At 73.8% G+C, this 16,139-nt stretch carries 14 protein-coding genes; 10 read left to right on the top strand and 4 right to left on the bottom strand.

Features of this window, described 5'->3' with window-relative positions:
- Positions 1–10 precede the first annotated feature (10 nt).
- Entirely contained in the window at positions 11–820 is an 810-nt protein-coding gene (locus tag OG906_RS19275; RefSeq protein ID WP_329444423.1) for a hypothetical protein, read from the top strand.
- 60 nt (positions 821–880) lie between these two features.
- Here the strand turns inward: OG906_RS19275 and disA are convergent, their stop codons facing one another.
- Together disA and radA are read right to left on the bottom strand one after the other, a co-directional pair.
- Positions 881–2,005: a DNA integrity scanning diadenylate cyclase DisA gene (disA, locus tag OG906_RS19280; RefSeq protein WP_053678377.1), complete on the bottom strand. Its 1,125-nt coding sequence runs from the start codon at positions 2,003–2,005 to the stop codon at positions 881–883.
- A 184-nt stretch (positions 2,006–2,189) separates the two neighbouring features.
- Positions 2,190–3,608 (bottom strand): DNA repair protein RadA, encoded by a 1,419-nt coding sequence (gene radA, locus OG906_RS19285; RefSeq protein ID WP_267801316.1) that lies wholly within the window; start codon positions 3,606–3,608, stop codon positions 2,190–2,192.
- Positions 3,609–3,911: 303 nt separating this feature from the next.
- On the opposite strand from radA, the gene OG906_RS19290 reads away from it, so the two are divergent.
- Entirely contained in the window at positions 3,912–5,660 is a 1,749-nt protein-coding gene (locus OG906_RS19290) for a BACON domain-containing protein (RefSeq protein ID WP_329444426.1), read from the top strand.
- A 73-nt stretch (positions 5,661–5,733) separates the two neighbouring features.
- Here the strand turns inward: OG906_RS19290 and OG906_RS19295 are convergent, their stop codons facing one another.
- The gene (locus tag OG906_RS19295; RefSeq protein ID WP_329444428.1) at positions 5,734–6,561 is read right to left on the bottom strand and encodes a hypothetical protein; all 828 of its coding nucleotides are present in this window, start codon (positions 6,559–6,561) and stop codon (positions 5,734–5,736) included.
- Positions 6,562–6,624: 63 nt separating this feature from the next.
- On the opposite strand from OG906_RS19295, the gene OG906_RS19300 reads away from it, so the two are divergent.
- From OG906_RS19300 to ilvD, 4 genes are all read left to right on the top strand, one after another.
- Positions 6,625–7,554: a Ppx/GppA phosphatase family protein gene (locus OG906_RS19300; RefSeq protein WP_329444430.1), complete on the top strand. Its 930-nt coding sequence runs from the start codon at positions 6,625–6,627 to the stop codon at positions 7,552–7,554.
- 146 nt (positions 7,555–7,700) lie between these two features.
- Complete coding sequence (locus OG906_RS19305; RefSeq protein WP_329444432.1) at positions 7,701–8,540, top strand: sugar phosphate isomerase/epimerase family protein; 840 nt, start codon at positions 7,701–7,703, stop codon at positions 8,538–8,540.
- A complete protein-coding gene (locus tag OG906_RS19310; RefSeq protein ID WP_329444434.1) occupies positions 8,537–9,157 on the top strand; it encodes a TetR/AcrR family transcriptional regulator in 621 nt (206 codons plus the stop codon). Before OG906_RS19305 ends, OG906_RS19310 begins: the two co-directional genes overlap by 4 nt.
- A 137-nt stretch (positions 9,158–9,294) precedes the next feature.
- Positions 9,295–11,145 (top strand): dihydroxy-acid dehydratase, encoded by a 1,851-nt coding sequence (gene ilvD / locus OG906_RS19315; RefSeq protein ID WP_267829785.1) that lies wholly within the window; start codon positions 9,295–9,297, stop codon positions 11,143–11,145.
- A 34-nt stretch (positions 11,146–11,179) separates the two neighbouring features.
- On the opposite strand, the gene OG906_RS19320 is transcribed toward ilvD, so the two are convergent.
- Complete coding sequence (locus OG906_RS19320; protein ID WP_329444437.1) at positions 11,180–13,336, bottom strand: serine/threonine-protein kinase; 2,157 nt, start codon at positions 13,334–13,336, stop codon at positions 11,180–11,182.
- A 106-nt stretch (positions 13,337–13,442) separates the two neighbouring features.
- Between OG906_RS19320 and OG906_RS19325 the strand changes: the two genes are divergently transcribed.
- The 4 genes from OG906_RS19325 (at position 13,443) to OG906_RS19340 (ending at position 16,039) form a co-directional block, all read left to right on the top strand.
- Positions 13,443–13,742 (top strand): peptidase, encoded by a 300-nt coding sequence (locus tag OG906_RS19325; protein WP_267801324.1) that lies wholly within the window; start codon positions 13,443–13,445, stop codon positions 13,740–13,742.
- 147 nt (positions 13,743–13,889) lie between these two features.
- The gene (locus tag OG906_RS19330) at positions 13,890–14,420 is read left to right on the top strand and encodes a hypothetical protein (protein ID WP_267801325.1); all 531 of its coding nucleotides are present in this window, start codon (positions 13,890–13,892) and stop codon (positions 14,418–14,420) included.
- Between the two features lie 81 nt (positions 14,421–14,501).
- Entirely contained in the window at positions 14,502–15,305 is an 804-nt protein-coding gene (locus tag OG906_RS19335) for an ABC transporter ATP-binding protein (RefSeq protein ID WP_267801326.1), read from the top strand.
- Positions 15,302–16,039, top strand: a complete 738-nt coding sequence (locus OG906_RS19340) for an ABC transporter permease (RefSeq protein ID WP_329444440.1) — start codon at positions 15,302–15,304, stop codon at positions 16,037–16,039. Before OG906_RS19335 ends, OG906_RS19340 begins: the two co-directional genes overlap by 4 nt.
- The last annotated feature ends 100 nt before the right edge of the window (positions 16,040–16,139 follow it).

The following is a 16,139-nucleotide window of genomic DNA, read 5'->3' on the forward strand; positions in this document are numbered from 1 at the left end:
GGTTCCGCTCGTGGGATCTCTGCGCAATCCGGTCGGGCCGCTCCCCTCCTCCATCTACTGGCGACGGAGGGCTGTGCTGGCGTCCGTCTTCGCGCTCCTCGCGCTCCTCGCCGTATGGACCGTCAGCTCCGGTGGGGTGAAGTCCAGTACGAACGGCAAGGGCGAAGGCGGGCGAGATCCCGTCGCGCCGATCACCCCCGGCCCCTCCGGCTCCGGGCCGGCGATCAGTCAGGCCCCGGGCGGGCGCGCCGAGTCTGGGACCGGGTCCGCCGGCTCAGGCTCCGGTTCCGGTTCCGACGCGGGCACGGCGGGCGCCGGCAAGAACGGCGAGCCGAGCGGCGGCGCGGGCGGCGGCTCCGGCAACTCCGCCCCGGGCGGCGGCGCGAGCCAGGTCCCGGCCGACTCGCCCCTGCCGACGTGCGCGCCATCCGCGGTGCAGTGGGAGGTCAAGAGCGAGAAGAACGAGTACGAGGCGAACGAGAAACCCCGTCTCGAACTGATCGCCCGCAACGTCTCCGGCACCACCTGCAAGGTCGACCTCGGCCCGAAGCAAGCGGTCCTGACGATCACTCAGGCGAGCAACCCCAAGGCCGTCTGGTCCTCGACGGATTGCCCGACCGGCGCGGGCAACGTCTTCTTCCGGCTGGCCGCGCAGAGCGAGATCAAGGCGCCGACCCTGGAATGGGACCGCCGGTTCAGCGCCGCGGACCAGTGCCAGACGCCGCCCGCGGGAGCCGCGACCGCGGACACCTACGTGGTCGAGGTCAAGTCCCCCGGCCTGCCGGTGGCCCGTACCTCGTTCGTCCTCAAGCAGGACTGACGCGCCGGTCCGGTCGCCGTTCGGACACCCGGCGGCCGGACCGACACGATCCGAACGGCACTAGACGTACCGCTCCAGGATCGAGGACTCCGCCAGTCGCGACAGGCCCTCGCGGACGCTCCGCGCCCGGGCCTCGCCCACGCCGTCCACCGTCTGCAGGTCGTCCACACTCGCGGCGAGCAGCTTCTGCAGTCCGCCGAAGTGCTCCACCAGCCGCTCGATGATCGCCCCGGGCAGCCGCGGCACCTTCGCCAGCAACCGGTAGCCCCGCGGGGACACCGCCGAGTCCAGCGTCTCCGGCGACCCCGTGTACCCCAGGGCCTTCGCGACGATCGCCAGCTCCAGCAGTTCCGGATGCGTGAGCGCGTCCAGCGCCGGCAGCGCCTCGTCCACCGTGCGGGAACGCTTCGCCGTGGGCTCCGGAACGTAGTCCCGGATCACCAGCTCCCGCTCCTGCTCGATGCCGACCGTCAGCTCGTCCAGTTGCAGGGACAGCAGTCGCCCGTCCGTGCCCAGTTCGACCACGTACTCGGCGATCTCCGTCGCGATCCGGCGGACCATTTCCAGCCGCTGCGCGACCGCCGTCACGTCGCGGACCGTGACCAGGTCCTCGATCTCCAGCGCGGACAGCGTGCCCGCGACCTCGTCGAGCCGCAGCTTGTACCGCTCCAGCGTGGCCAGCGCCTGGTTCGCCCGCGACAGGATCGCCCCGGACTCCTCCAGGACCCGCCTCTCACCGTCCACGTACAACGCGATCAGCCGCATCGACTGCGACACCGACACCACCGGGAACCCGCACTGCTTGGAGACGCGGTCGGCCGTGCGGTGGCGGGTGCCCGTCTCCTCCGTGTGGATGGACGCGTCCGGGACCAGCTGCACGCCGGCCCGCAGGATCTTGGTGATGTCCTTGTCCAGGATGAGCGCCCCGTCGAGCTTGCACAGCTCGCGCAACCGGGTCGCGGTGAACTCCACGTCCAGCACGAAACCGCCGGTGCACATCGCCTCGACGTTCTTGTCCATGCCGAGAACGATCAGGCCACCGGTGTTGCCCCGGACGATTCTCTCCAGGCCGTCCCGAAGGGGCTGACCAGGTGCGACCGCGCTCAGTGAGGCACGCATCATGGCCTCTTGCCTGGAGCTCGCGCCCGACTTCCCGGATGCTGCTGCCCCGTCCTTGGCTGCCACTGCACTCCTCCGGTCGCGGGTTGCGCCGCCTGCGTACGGCCGGGCGGACCAGCACAAAGTCTACCGGCGCGGTCTGTGCGCCCGCCGAGCCTTGGCCCGCCTCGTCCCCGGACCCTACGGGGCGAACCCCCGCACGCGCTCCCGACCGGGCAAAGCCCGCCCCCCGCCCGGCGGCCGGACCGGCCTACGACCGGTCGGCCGCGCCCTCCTTGGCCGGGGTCCGCGAGCGCCCGCGCGGCAGGACCCGCAGCGCGTCGCCCATGTCCGCGACCTCGATCACCTTCATGCCCGCCGGCACCTTGCCGGGGTCGCTCGGCACCAGCGCGTGCGTGAAGCCGAGCCGGTGCGCCTCGGCGAGCCGCCGCTGGACCCCCGTCACCCGGCGCACCTCGCCCGCGAGACCGACCTCCCCGATGGCGACGAGGTTCTTCGGGAGGGGCACGTCGCTCGCGGCGGAGGCCAGCGCCAGCGCGATCGCCAGGTCGGCGGCCGGCTCGGTCAGCTTCACCCCGCCCACGGTGGCGCTGTAGATGTCCCGCTTGCCCAGCGCGGTGATCCGGCCGCGCTGCTCCAGCACCGCCAGCATCATCGAGACGCGGGAGGTCTCCAGGCCCGACGTGGTCCGGCGCGGCGAGGGGATCTGCGAGTCCACCGTCAGCGCCTGCACCTCGGCGACCAGGGGCCGCTTGCCCTCCAGCGTCACCGTCAGACAGGTCCCGGGGACCGCCTCCGCGCGCCGGGTCAGGAACAACCCGCTCGGGTCGGCGAGCCCGGTGATCCCCTCGTCGTGGAGTTCGAAGCAGCCGACCTCGTCGGTGGTCCCGTACCGGTTCTTCACGCCGCGCACCAGGCGCAGCCGCGCGTGCCGGTCGCCCTCGAAGCTCAGGACGACGTCGACCAGGTGCTCCAGCAGCCGGGGGCCGGCGATCGCCCCGTCCTTGGTGACGTGGCCGACGAGGAGCGTGGACATGCCGCGTTCCTTGGACGCCCGGATCAGCGCGCCCGCGACCTCGCGGACCTGGGCCATGCCGCCGGGCGCGCCGTCGATCTCGGGCGAGGCGATGGTCTGTACGGAGTCCAGGATCAGCAGGGCGGGCTTCACGGCGTCGAGGTGACCGAGCACGGCCGACAGATCGGTCTCCGCGGCCAGGTACAGGTGGTCGCTGAGCGCCTTGATCCGGTCCGCCCGCAGGCGCACCTGACTCGCCGACTCCTCGCCCGTCACGTACAGCGTTCGGTGGTCGGCGTCGGCCGCCTTGGCCGCGACGTCCAGCAGCAGCGTCGACTTGCCCACGCCCGGCTCGCCCGCCAACAACACGACCGCACCGGGCACGAGACCGCCGCCGAGGACCCGGTCCAGCTCGCTCACGCCCGTGCTGCGCGCGGTCGCCGTCCTGACGTCGACCTGGCCGATCGGCACGGCCGCGGTCGAGACCCGACCCGCCGCGGTGGTCCGCACGGCGGGAGCGCCCATTTCCTCGACGGTGCCCCACGCCTGGCACTCGGGACACCGCCCGAGCCATTTCGCGGTCGTCCAGCCGCACTCGGTACAACGGTAGGACGGCCGGTCCTTGGCGGATGAACGAGATGTGCGGGCTGCCATGCGCCCACCGTAGCCGCCGCCACCGACACCGCCGCCGGTCGTGCCCCGCGAAGCCTCGGCGGGGGCCCGGCCGCGCGCGCCCCCGCGGCGACCGCTCAGGCCGCCCGCTTCCTCCGCCCCGTCTCCTCCGCCGGTCTCGCCCGCCCGCCCCCGCCCGCCCGCTCGCCCCCCGTCCGCCTCGTCCGGGTTCGTCGGTCGCGGCGTCAGGGCGGCTGTCAGCACGGGGCCGATCCGTTCACCCGTAAGGGCTAAAACTGCTGAAGGCTTCCGGGGCGTCACCGGCGCGCCGCCTACGGTCGCCAGGTGAACAGCAGCAACCAGGGACCCCCCTCATCGCGCACCGGCGCACACCGGGCGCACGGGCGCACGCCTTCAGAGGGACGCGGAGGACAGGAACGCGCCGGCGAACAGCCTCCCCCGTTCCGCCACGAGCCCTACCTCGACGGCCTGTTCACCTACTGCCTCTCGGTGCTCTGCGACCACGACACCGCCACCGACGTGCTCGGAGACGCCCTGGCCGCAGCCGAACGACACCCCGGCCGCTGCCCCGACGAGGGCGAGCGCCGCGCCTGGCTGTACGCGCTCGCCCGCTGGGGCTGCCTGCGCCGGCTCGCCGAGCAGCGGCGCGCGCGACAGGGGGCGCACAGCGCCCGTCGTACGCCGGAGCACACCGACACCGAGCGTGCGCCGGGAGGGCCCGGAACCCTCGACGTGTCCGCCTACCGCCGCACCGAACTGGCCCGCCTCGCCTGGCCCGAGGCCGCCGGCACCACGCCCGAGCAGCGGGAGGCCCTCGAACTCGCCGTCCGCCACCGCCTCGGCGTCCCCGAACTCGCCTCCGTCCTCGGGACCCCGCCCGCCGCCGCCCGCGAACTCCTCTCCGCCGCCGCCTGCGAGGTGGAACGCACCCGCGCCGCGCTCGCCGTCGTCGAGACCGGCAACTGCCCGGCCGTGTCCCGGCTCACCGGCGACGACGGGGACCCCCGGGTCCTCCTCTCCACCCCGCTGCGCGCCGAACTCGTACGCCACGTCGACGACTGCCCGCGCTGCCGTCGCGCCGCCGAGCGCGTCGGCGCCGGCGGCCCCTGGCCCGGCACCGGCGGCATCCACCCCGCCGCGCTCCCGCTCGTACCGGCGCCCCGCACCGCCGTCCGCGCGGCGATGCTGCGCTCCGGGCGGCGCGGCGGCGGCCCCGGCCCCCGCTTCGACCGGACCGGCTTCCCGATGGACCCCAAGGACCGCGCGGCCCGCCGCGACCGGTTCCGAGCCCGCGCCGTCACCACGACCGTCGTCGCCACCGTCGTCGCCGCGCCCGTACTGGCCCTCTGGGCGGCCTACCGGGGCGCGCCCACCACCGGCGAACCCGTCGGCGGCGGCGCCACCCGCATCTCGGCCAGCGAGTCCGACATCCCGCCGCCCCCGGCCGGCGGGCGGCTGCTCGCCTCGTACGAGAACACCGGCAACACCGCCCACACCGGCGACGGGCCGGGCTTCGCCCCCGGTACCGCCGCACCCGACGTCTCCGTCGAGGTCATCAGCTCCGGCGCGCCGGCCTCCCCGGAATCGGACCGCCCGGGAGCCCCCGGCCGGCTCACCGTGTCCGCCACGACGCGCGGCTCCACCACCCTGCTCACGCTCAGCGCGTCCGGCGGCGCCCCCGTGGACTGGCGTCTGTGGTCCGACGCGCCCTGGCTGCGGGCCGGCCAGACCGCGGGCACCCTGGCCCCCGGAGAATCGGTCACCCTGCGGATCACCGTGGACGCCGCCGCCCAGCCCGTCGGCGCCTGGTCCGCCCGGGTCGGGGTGGACCCGTCCGGCGCGGTCGTCGCCATCCAGGGCCGGGGCCGGCCCGCCGCGCCGCCGACCGGGGGACCGCCGGCCTCCCCGGCGCACCCCAGCCCGACTCCCACGCCGCCGGCCCCGACGCCGACGCCCACCCCCACGCCGACGCCCACGGAGACCCCGACTCCCACGCCGACCCCGACGCCGACCGAGTCAGAAGGAACGGTTTCCCCGACGCCGCCCACCGACCCGCCGGCCCCGGCCTCCTGACCGCCGGCCCCCCCGGGCGCAGAGCGCGCCGCCTTCCGACCCACCGCCTTCCCGGCCCGCCGGCCGGCCGGTGCTACGCCTTCGGCGGATCCGCGGGGTGCGGGGCCATCGGCAGCAGCGAGGCCAACCGCGCCTCGCACAGCGCCACGAGCGCCTCGTACCCCTCCTTGCCCATCAGCTCCGTCAGCTCGGGGCGGTACGACACGTACACCGGGTCACCGGCCCCGTGCGCGGACGTGGCCGACGTGCACCACCAGTGCAGGTCGTGACCGCCCGGACCCCAGCCGCGCCGGTCGTACTCGCCGATCGACACCTGGAGGACCCGCGTGTCGTCGGGCCGGTCGATCCACTCGTACGTCCGGCGGATCGGCAACTGCCAGCACACGTCGGGCTTGGTCTCCAACGGCTCGCGCTTCTCGCGCAGCGCCAGGATGTGCAGCGAGCAACCGGCGCCCGCGGCGAAGCCGGGCCGGTTCTGGAAGATGCACGAACCCTCCCAGCGGCGGGTCTGCCGCTCGCCGTCCTCGTCCTTCTGCACCCAGCCGGACTCGGTGCCCACGTCGTGGAACTGCCACAGCTCCGGCGTGAGGCGGGCCACGTTCTCCGCGACGCGCTTCTCGTCGTCCTCGTCGGAGAAGTGCGCGCCGAGGGTGCAGCAGCCGTCGTCCGCCCGACCCGCCTGGATGCCCTGGCAGCCGCTGCCGAAGATGCACGTCCAGCGCGAGGTCAGCCAGGTCAGGTCGCAGCGGAAGATCTGTTCGTCGTCGGCGGGGTCGGGGAACTCCACCCAGGCCCGGGGAAAGTCGAGGCCCTTCTCGTCACCGGAGACCGCGGGGGACTCGCCGCCCTTGGCCTTCTTCGACTTGGGGCGGGACTTGTTGGCCTTCTTCGTATTTGGCACAAACCCAAGCCTAAGCGCCCCTTACTCCACCCCCACGCGACAGGACCAGTAGCGTTTCCCCGTATGAGACTCGGTGTCCTTGACGTGGGTTCGAACACGATCCATCTGCTGGTGGTGGACGCGCACCCCGGCGCGCGCCCGCTGCCCGCCCACTCGCACAAGGTGGAACTGCGGCTGGCGGAACTCCTCGACGCGCACGGCGCGGTCACCCCGGAGGGCATAGAGCGCCTCGTCTCGGTCCTCGGCGACGCCGTGCAGGCCGCCGAGGACAAGGGCTGCGAGGACCTGCTGCCCTTCGCGACCAGCGCCGTGCGCGAGGCCACGAACGCCGACGAGGTCCTGGCCCGGGTGAAGGCCGAGACCGGCCTCGACCTGCCCATCCTCAGCGGCGAGGACGAGGCGCGGCTGACGTTCCTCGCCGCCCGGCGCTGGTTCGGCTGGTCGGCGGGCAAGCTGCTGGTCCTCGACATCGGCGGCGGCTCGCTGGAGATCGCGTTCGGCATCGACGAGGAACCCGACGCGGCCGTGTCCCTCCCGCTGGGCGCCGGCCGCCTCACCTCGGCCTGGCTCCCCGGCGACCCCGCCGACCCGGCCGACGTGAAGGCGCTGCGCCGGCACGCGCGGGCCCAGATCGCCCGCTCGGTGAGCGTGTTCAGCCGCTTCGGAGCGCCGGACCACGTGGTCGCGACGTCCAAGACCTTCCGGCAGCTGGCCCGCATCGCGGGCGCGGCCCGCTCGGCCGACGGGCTGTACGTCCAGCGCGACCTGACCCGCAAGTCCCTGGAGGAGTGGGTCCCGCGCCTGGCGGCGATGACCACCGCGCAGCGCTCCACCCTCCCGGGCGTCTCCGAGGGCCGCGCCGGACAACTCCTGGCCGGGGCGCTGGTCGCGGAGGGCACGATGGACCTCCTCGGCGTCGAGGAGTTGGAGATCTGCCCCTGGGCCCTGCGGGAGGGCGTCATCCTCCGCCGCCTGGACCACCTCCCGTCCTGACCGGTGACCGGTTCTCCCGTCCGGACCGGTGACCGGCACCGCCCGAGCCCGTGCGCGGCCCCGTCGGGCCGGGCCCCCGGGGGCCCGAACCGGGCGGATCCCCCCACCCCGCCCGGCCGGGTCACCGGCATCGGTAACCTGTCCCCGTGGCAGAACCCCGCCCCCAGACCCCGACCCCAAGGCCCAAGGTCGCCCTTTCCACCGCCTCCGTCTATCCGGAGTCCACGGCGACCGCCTTCGAGATCGCCGCGCGCCTCGGCTACGACGGCGTCGAGGTCATGGTCTGGACGGACCCGGTCAGCCAGGACATCGACGCCCTGCGCCGGCTCTCCGACCACCACGGGGTCCCGGTCCTCGCGATCCACGCCCCCTGCCTCCTGATCACCCAGCGCGTCTGGTCGACCGACCCCTGGACGAAGCTGCGGCGCGCCCAGGCCGCGGCCGAGCGACTGGGCGCGGGCACGGTGGTCGTGCACCCGCCGTTCCGCTGGCAGCGCGCGTACTCCCGCGACTTCGTCTCCGGCATCTGGCGCATGGCCGACGAGACCGACGTCCGGTTCGCCGTCGAGAACATGTACCCCTGGCGCTACCGCGACCGCGAGATGCTCGCGTACGCGCCCGAGTGGGACGTCACCAAGGACGACTACCGGCACTTCACGGTGGACCTCTCGCACACCGCGACCGCCCGCACCGACGCCAACGCGATGATCGACCGGATGGGCGACCGGCTCGCCCACATCCACCTCGCCGACGGCAACGGCTCCGCGAAGGACGAGCACCTCGTCCCCGGCCGGGGCACCCAGCCCTGCGCCGAACTGCTGCGCGGCCTGGCCCGTACCTCCTTCGACGGTCACGTCGTCATCGAGGTCAACACCCGCCGGGCCATGTCCTCCTCGGAGCGCGAGGCCGACCTGGCCGAGGCCCTGGCCTTCACGCGGCAGCACCTCGCGGCCGCGACCAGCGACAGCCCGGCCCGCCGGCCATGACGGACCCGGTCAGGAAGCCCCGCCGCGGCCCCGGTCGCCCCCGCCAGGACGAGGCCGACGACGGCCCCGGCACGCAGGAGCGGATCCGTCTCGCGGCCCGTTCGGAGTTCGCGGCACGCGGCTACGACAAGACCTCCGTGCGCGGGATCGCGAAGGCCGCCGGCGTGGACCCGGCACTGGTGCACCACTACTTCGGCAGCAAGGACGACCTGTTCGCCGCCGCCATCGAGGTCAGCCTGGAGCCGGCCCTGGTCGTCCCGCAGATCGTCGGCTCCGGCCCGGACGGCATCGGCGAGCGCCTGGCCCGCTACTTCCTGGGCATCTGGGAGAACCCGGCCACCCGCGCCCCCCTCCTCGCCGTGATCCGCTCCGCCCTCACCCACGAGGCCGCCGCCGCCGTACTGCGCCGGCTGATCCTGCGCCGGGTCCTGGAGCGGGTCGCCGCCGACCTCGACGTGCCCGACCCCACCTTCCGCGCCGAGCTGGCGGCCTCGCACATGATCGGCATCGCGATCCTGCGGTACGTGGTCCAGATCGAGCCCCTCGCGTCCGCGGACCCGGAGGAGATCGTCGCCCTCGTGGCGCCGACCCTCCAGCGCTACCTCACCGAACAGTGACCGAAAGCTGAGCCGGCCGTCCCGGCATGCGGACACCGTGTCCGCATCGCGGGCGAGAGGCGTAGTCTCGTAAACAGCCATATCCACAGTCGCGGCAGGCCTCTCCGGCGCCGCCGCACTCATGGGGAGTGAACCCGATGCCCGAGCTGAGGTCCCGCACCGTCACCCACGGCCGCAACATGGCAGGCGCACGTGCGCTGATGCGCGCCTCGGGCGTAGCGAGCGCGGACATCGGAAAGCCGATCATCGCGGTGGCCAACTCCTTCACCGAGTTCGTCCCCGGGCACACCCACCTGGCGCCGGTCGGCCGGATCGTCTCCGACGCCATCCGCGAGGCGGGCGCGATCCCGCGCGAGTTCAACACCATCGCGGTCGACGACGGCATCGCCATGGGGCACGGCGGCATGCTGTACTCCCTGCCCTCCCGCGACCTGATCGCGGACAGCGTGGAGTACATGGTCGAGGCGCACTGCGCCGACGCCCTGATCTGCATCTCCAACTGCGACAAGATCACCCCCGGCATGCTGATGGCCGCCATGCGCCTCAACATCCCGGTCGTCTTCGTCTCCGGCGGTCCGATGGAGGCCGGCCAGGCCATCCTCGTCGACGGCACCGTCCGCAAGCTCGACCTGATCGACGCCATGGTCGACGCCGCCAACGAGAACGTCTCGGACGAGGACGTGCTGCGGATCGAGGAGAACGCCTGTCCGACCTGCGGCTCCTGTTCGGGCATGTTCACCGCCAACTCCATGAACTGCCTCGCCGAGGCCATCGGCCTGGCCCTCCCGGGCAACGGCTCGGTCCTCGCCACGCACACCGCCCGCCGCGCCCTGTACGAGGACGCCGGCCGCACGGTCGTCGAGATCACCAAGCGCTACTACGAGGACGGCGACGAGTCCGTCCTGCCGCGCAACATCGCCACCCGCGAGGCCTTCGAGAACGCCATGGCGCTCGACATCGCGATGGGCGGCTCCACCAACACGATCCTGCACCTGTTGGCGGCGGCGCAGGAGGCGGGCCTGGAGTACGACCTCACCGACATCGACGCCGTCTCCCGGCGCGTGCCCTGCCTGTCCAAGGTCGCGCCGAACGTGGCGCCCGGCGGCACGTACTACATGGAGGACATCCACCGGGCCGGCGGCATCCCCGCCATCCTCGGCGAACTGCACCGCGGCGGCCTCCTCAACAAGGACGTCACCTCCGTGCACTCCGACAACCTGGAGGACTGGCTCGCGCAGTGGGACGCCCGCTCCGGCACGGCGTCCGACACCGCCATGGAGCTGTGGCACGCGGCCCCCGGCTGCAAGCGCTCCGCGACCGCCTTCTCCCAGTCCGAGCGCTGGGACACCCTCGACCTCGACGCCGAGGGCGGCTGCATCCGCTCCGTCCAGCACGCGTACTCCAAGGACGGCGGCCTCGCCGTCCTGCGCGGCAACATCGCGGTCGACGGCTGCGTCGTGAAGACCGCCGGCGTGGACGAGTCGATCTGGACCTTCGAGGGCCCGGCCGTGGTCTGCGAGTCGCAGGACGAGGCCGTCGACAAGATCCTCCGCAAGGAGATCAAGGAGGGCGACGTCGTCGTCATCCGCTACGAGGGCCCGCGCGGCGGCCCCGGCATGCAGGAGATGCTGTACCCGACGTCCTTCCTCAAGGGCCGAGGCCTCGGCAAGGCCTGCGCCCTCGTCACGGACGGCCGCTTCTCGGGCGGCACCTCGGGCCTCTCCATCGGCCACGCCTCCCCGGAGGCGGCCTCGGGCGGCACGATCGCCCTCGTCGAGGACGGCGACCGCATCCGCATCGACATCCCGAACCGCTCGATCGAGCTGCTGGTCTCCGACGAGGACCTGGCCGCCCGCCGCGAGGCCCTCGGCGGCGTCTACGCCCCGAAGAACCGCGAACGCAAGGTCTCCGCGGCCCTGCGCGCCTACGCCGCCATGGCCACCAGCGCCGACAAGGGCGCGGTCCGCGACGTCTCCCTCCTGGGCTGAGCCCGCAGAGTCACCCCGAACCCCGCCGGTCGTGTCACCACCCGGCGGGGTTCGCCGCGTCCACGGCGAAGACGGTCCCGTCGGGTGTCGACGCGTACACCCGGCCGTCGCGGACGACCGGGGCGGGCAGGGTGGCGGCGAAGGTGCCCTGCCCGCCGCCCGCGCCCGGCTTCGTCTGCCCGACCGGCCGGCCGGCGGCAGCGTCCACGGCCAACAGCCGTCCGTCGGCCGCCGTCAGGTAGACCCGCCCGCCGGCGAACACCGGCCGCGAGGCGACGGCCGCCCCCGTCTCCAGCCGCCACTCCTCCTTGACCGGACCCACGGCCGCCAGCCCGCCCGCGGTCCCGAAGACGTACACGACGCCCTCCGGGCTCACCGTCGCCTGCGTCTCGTACAGCGGCCTCGCCAGCCGCACCCGGTGCACGGCGTGCGTGTCCAGGTCGACCCGCACGACCGCCTCCGTCGCGGTCCGCACGTCGTTGTCCAGCAGGTACAGGCCCCCGCGCGCCACGCCGACGGGTTGCAGCATTCCCGGTACGCGCACCCGGCGGCGCACCGATCCGCTCGCCGGGTCCACCTCGGAGAGCTGCGTGGAACCGCCCGCGCCGTCCGTCGTCGACACGTACAACACCGGCTCCCCCGAAGGCCCCGGGCCGGCGGTCCAGACGGAACCCACACCGCCGATCTGCTTCGTCCAGCCGGTGGCCCCGGTCGCCGCGTCCAGGGCCGCGACGTTCCCGTTCGGTGCGACGATCAACACCCGTGCCCCGACCGGCACGACACGCGCACCGTCCGGCAGCTCGTGGCGCCAGCGCCGCGTCCCGCTCGCGGGGTCGAGGGCCTCCAGCACCTCACTGCCCGACGCCACCGCGAGGACGAGCCCGCCCGCGTGCGAAGGGGTGTTGTCGCGCGCGGCCAACCGCGTCGACGCGGAACCCGGCACGGACCACAGCACCGATCCGTTCGCCGGGTCCAGCTTCGCCGCGGCGACCCCGGGCCCCGAGCAGTACAGGGCCGCCGCGTCCGCGGAGCAGGACACGGTCCGCCGCCCCGCCCCCCGCTCACCGACCGAGGCGGTCCACGGGGCGAAGGCCGGGGGGCGCCCCTCCGAGGCGGCGGCACTCCTCGCCGCCGCGCGGGCTGCCGCGTCGCCCTCCGACCCGGAGTACAGGTGGCCGACGACCGCGCCCGCCCCGACCAGGAGCGCCACTCCCGCGGCCAAGGCCGTCCGGGTCCGGAGCCTCGGGCGTCGTCCGGGAGGGAGCGGGTCGGCCGGGGGGTCCGTGCCGATGCGCTCCCGCCGGTGCGTGACCACCTCGACCCGCTCGGGCCGCCGGGGCCGGGGGACGAAGGACTGGGTGTCCTCGGAGGTCGGGTAGGCCAGCGCCCGCATCTCGGTGATCAGTTCGTCGGCGGTCGGCCGTTCCTCCGGCTCCTTCGACAGGCACCGGGCCACGAGCGGCACCAGCCGCGCCGGCAGCCCGGTCAGGTCGGGCTCGCTGTGCACGACCTGGTACGCCACCAGGTAGTGGCTGTCGGAGTCGAACGGCCCGCGCCCCGTCGCCGCGTACACCAGCACCGCGCCCAGCGCGAAGACGTCGGCGGCCGTGCCCACGTCCCGGGGGCGTTGGAACTGCTCGGGCGCCATGAACGGCGGCGTCCCGATCAGCTTCCCGGTCTCCGTCCGCAGGTCGCTGTCGGCCGGTCGCGAGATCCCGAAGTCGATGACGCGCACCCCGTCCGGAGCCATCAACACGTTGCTGGGCTTCAGGTCCCGGTGCACCACCCCGGCCCGGTGGATGTCCCGCAGGGCCTCCGCCAGCCCGGCGGCGAGCCGCACCAACTCGACCGGGTCCAGCACCCGTTCGCGTACCCGCTCGGACAGCGTCGGGGCGTCGATGAAGGAGGTGGCCATCCAGGGGCGCTCGGCGTCCGGATCGGCGTCCACGACGGGGGCGGTGAACGCCCCGCTCACCCGCCGCGCGGCCGCGACCTCCTGCCGGAACCGCGCCCGGAACTCCGGATCCACCGCGTGCTGGGCGTGCACCACCTTGACGGCGAGTTTCAGCCCCGCGCCGGACGTGGCCAGGTGGACGACGCCCATGCCGCCGGAGCCGAGTACGGATTCGAGCCGGTACTGCCCGGCGTACTCCGGAAACCCCGCACAGTCCGTCGCGCGCAGCGAACGCACCACTCATCACCCCCGCCGGAGCCTAGTCGATGGCCCATGCGAACCTCCAAGGGCTTGCTACCCTTCGCGCGTTGCGCAGAGCAACACTCAAAGGGGGACTTTCCGCATGTCTGTTGAGAACGATTCAAGCCAGGTTCAGAGCCTCTCCGGGTCGGGTTTCCCGACCTTTCCCGTGGCGCCCGGTTACCGCGTCAACGTCCGCAGCGGCCCCGGCACCAACTACTCGGTCTCGCGGGTGCTCCCGCTGGGCGCGTACGTCCAGATCCGCTGCCAGTGCGAGGGCACGACCGTCTCGGGTCCGTACGGGACGTCGGACATCTGGGACTGCGTGGGCAACGGCGAGTTCGTCTCCGACGCGTACGTGAAGACGGGTGTCGACGGCTACGTCACGGGGCAGTGCGGCTGACACCGCGATCGACACGGCCGCGCGCGAGCGCCGGACGACTCCGGCCCGGCCGGGCCCCGTGCCCGGGCGGTGCCGGCCCGGGGACCGCCCCGCCCGCCACGTGAGACGCACCCGGCCCGGCCGGCCCGCCGGGGGATAATCGCCGGTGTGAGCGACAACGACCAGCGAGACCAGAGCCGGCCCACCCCGCCCGCCGCCCCCGCGGCGCCCGGCCCCGAGCCCGAGCCGATCAAGTTCTTCGGCACCACCTGGGTCGAGCACGACGGCGGCTACGCCCTGCGCCGCGTCGGCATGGCCGCCGGTTCGCTCGTCACCGCCTTCGCCGCCGCGTTCCTGCTGCGCATGGCCTACGAGGGGCTGGAGATCGGCGACGTCGGTCCGTTCCTCAGCATCTCCGTCGTCGTCCTCTTCGCGATCGCCAGTGCCATCGCCTTCGCCAAGACCTGGGAGTCCTTCGGGACCCGCCCCCGCCCCTCGTCCGACGAGGCCGCGCTCAAGGGCCTGAAGACGATCGGTTTCATCGGCTCCCTCATCGCGTACTTCCTGCGCTGCCTCGTCGAGGCGCCCGGCGAGAAGCTGCGCCGCACCGAGTACGAGCGCGCCAAGGCCGAGTTCGCCCGCCGCCGCGGCTCGCGCACCGGCAACCCGGCCGCCCGCCGCCCCAAGCGCAAGCGGTAACCCACCGGGGGTCCGGGACCCGGACCCCGCACCCGTCCGCCCGGTTGACGCCCCGGCACAGCCGGGAGCATTATTCATCACATGATGAATAACTCGCCGGACGGAGCCCCGGCCGCCGTCCACGCCCGCGGCCTCACCGTCCGCCGCGGCGCCGGACGCCACCCCCGCACCGTCCTCGACGCCCTCGCCTTCGACGTCCCCCGCGGCCGCATCACCGGTCTCCTCGGCCCCTCCGGCTGCGGCAAGTCCACCCTCATGCGCGCCGTCGTCGGCACCCAGGCCCACGTCACCGGCACCCTCGACGTCCTCGGCCGCCCCGCCGGCCACCCCGCACTGCGCTCCCGCATCGGCTACGTCACCCAGGCGCCCTCGGTCTACGACGACCTCACCGTCCGGCAGAACCTCGACTACTTCGCCGCCGTCCTCGACCCCGGCCGCGCCGCCGCCGACCGCCGCGCCGCCACCGTCACCCGCGCCATCACCGACGTGGACCTCACCGGACGCGCGGGCGCCCTCGCCGGCAACCTCTCCGGCGGCCAGCGCAGCCGCGTCTCCCTCGCCGTCGCCCTGCTCGGCACCCCCGAACTGCTGGTCCTCGACGAACCGACCGTCGGCCTCGACCCCGTCCTGCGACGCGACCTGTGGAACCTCTTCCACGACCTCACCACCGACCGCGGCGCCACGATCCTCGTCTCCTCACACGTCATGGACGAGGCCGAACGCTGCCACGACCTCCTCCTCATGCGCGAGGGCCGCATCCTCGCCCAGGACACCCCCGACGCCCTGCGGGACCGCACCGGCTCCACCACCGTCGAGGAGGGCTTCCTCCGCCTCGTCGACGACGCCGACGCCCTCGCCCGGGAGACCCAGGAGCAGCACTCGTGAACACGGCCCGCACCCTCGCCACCGCCGCGCGCGTCCTGCGCCAGCTCCGCCACGACCCGCGCTCGATCGCACTGATGCTGCTGGTACCCGTCCTGATGCTGACCCTGCTCCGTTACGTCTTCGACGGCAGCGCCCGCACCTTCGACAGCATCGGGGCCTCCCTCCTCGGGATCTTCCCCCTCATCACCATGTTCCTCGTGACGTCCATCGCCACCCTGCGCGAGCGCACCTCCGGCACCCTCGAACGCCTCCTCGCGATGCCCCTGGGCAAGGGCGCCCTCATCGCCGGCTACGCCCTCGCGTTCGGCGCCGTGGCCGTCGTCCAGTCCCTCCTCGCCACCGGCCTCGCCCTGTGGGTCCTCGGCCTCGACGTCGTCGGCTCCCCGTGGCTGCTCCTGCTCGTCGCCCTCCTCGACGCCCTCCTCGGCACCGCGCTCGGCCTCTTCGTCTCCGCCTTCGCCGCGTCCGAGTTCCAAGCCGTGCAGTTCATGCCGGCGGTGATCTTCCCCCAGCTCCTGCTCTGCGGACTCTTCGCACCCCGCGACACCATGCAGCCGGTCCTCGAAGGGCTCTCCGACGTGCTGCCCATGTCCTACGCCGTGGACGGCATGACCCAGGTCCTCACCCACACCGACATGACCGCCGACTTCCTCCGCGACGCCGTCGTCGTGGCCGGCTGCGCCCTGCTCGTCCTCGCCCTCGGCGCCGCCACCCTGCGCCGCCGCACCCCCTGACCGCACTCCGGACACCCCCTCGCCCCCACGCCCCCGGGTGCAAGGATGAGGAGGTGGAGGCGGCACGCCTCCACGCACGCATCGTTCGGCGAGGTGAATC

The sequence above is a fragment of the Streptomyces sp. NBC_01426 genome (assembly GCF_036231985.1).
Taxonomy (GTDB): domain Bacteria; phylum Actinomycetota; class Actinomycetes; order Streptomycetales; family Streptomycetaceae; genus Streptomyces.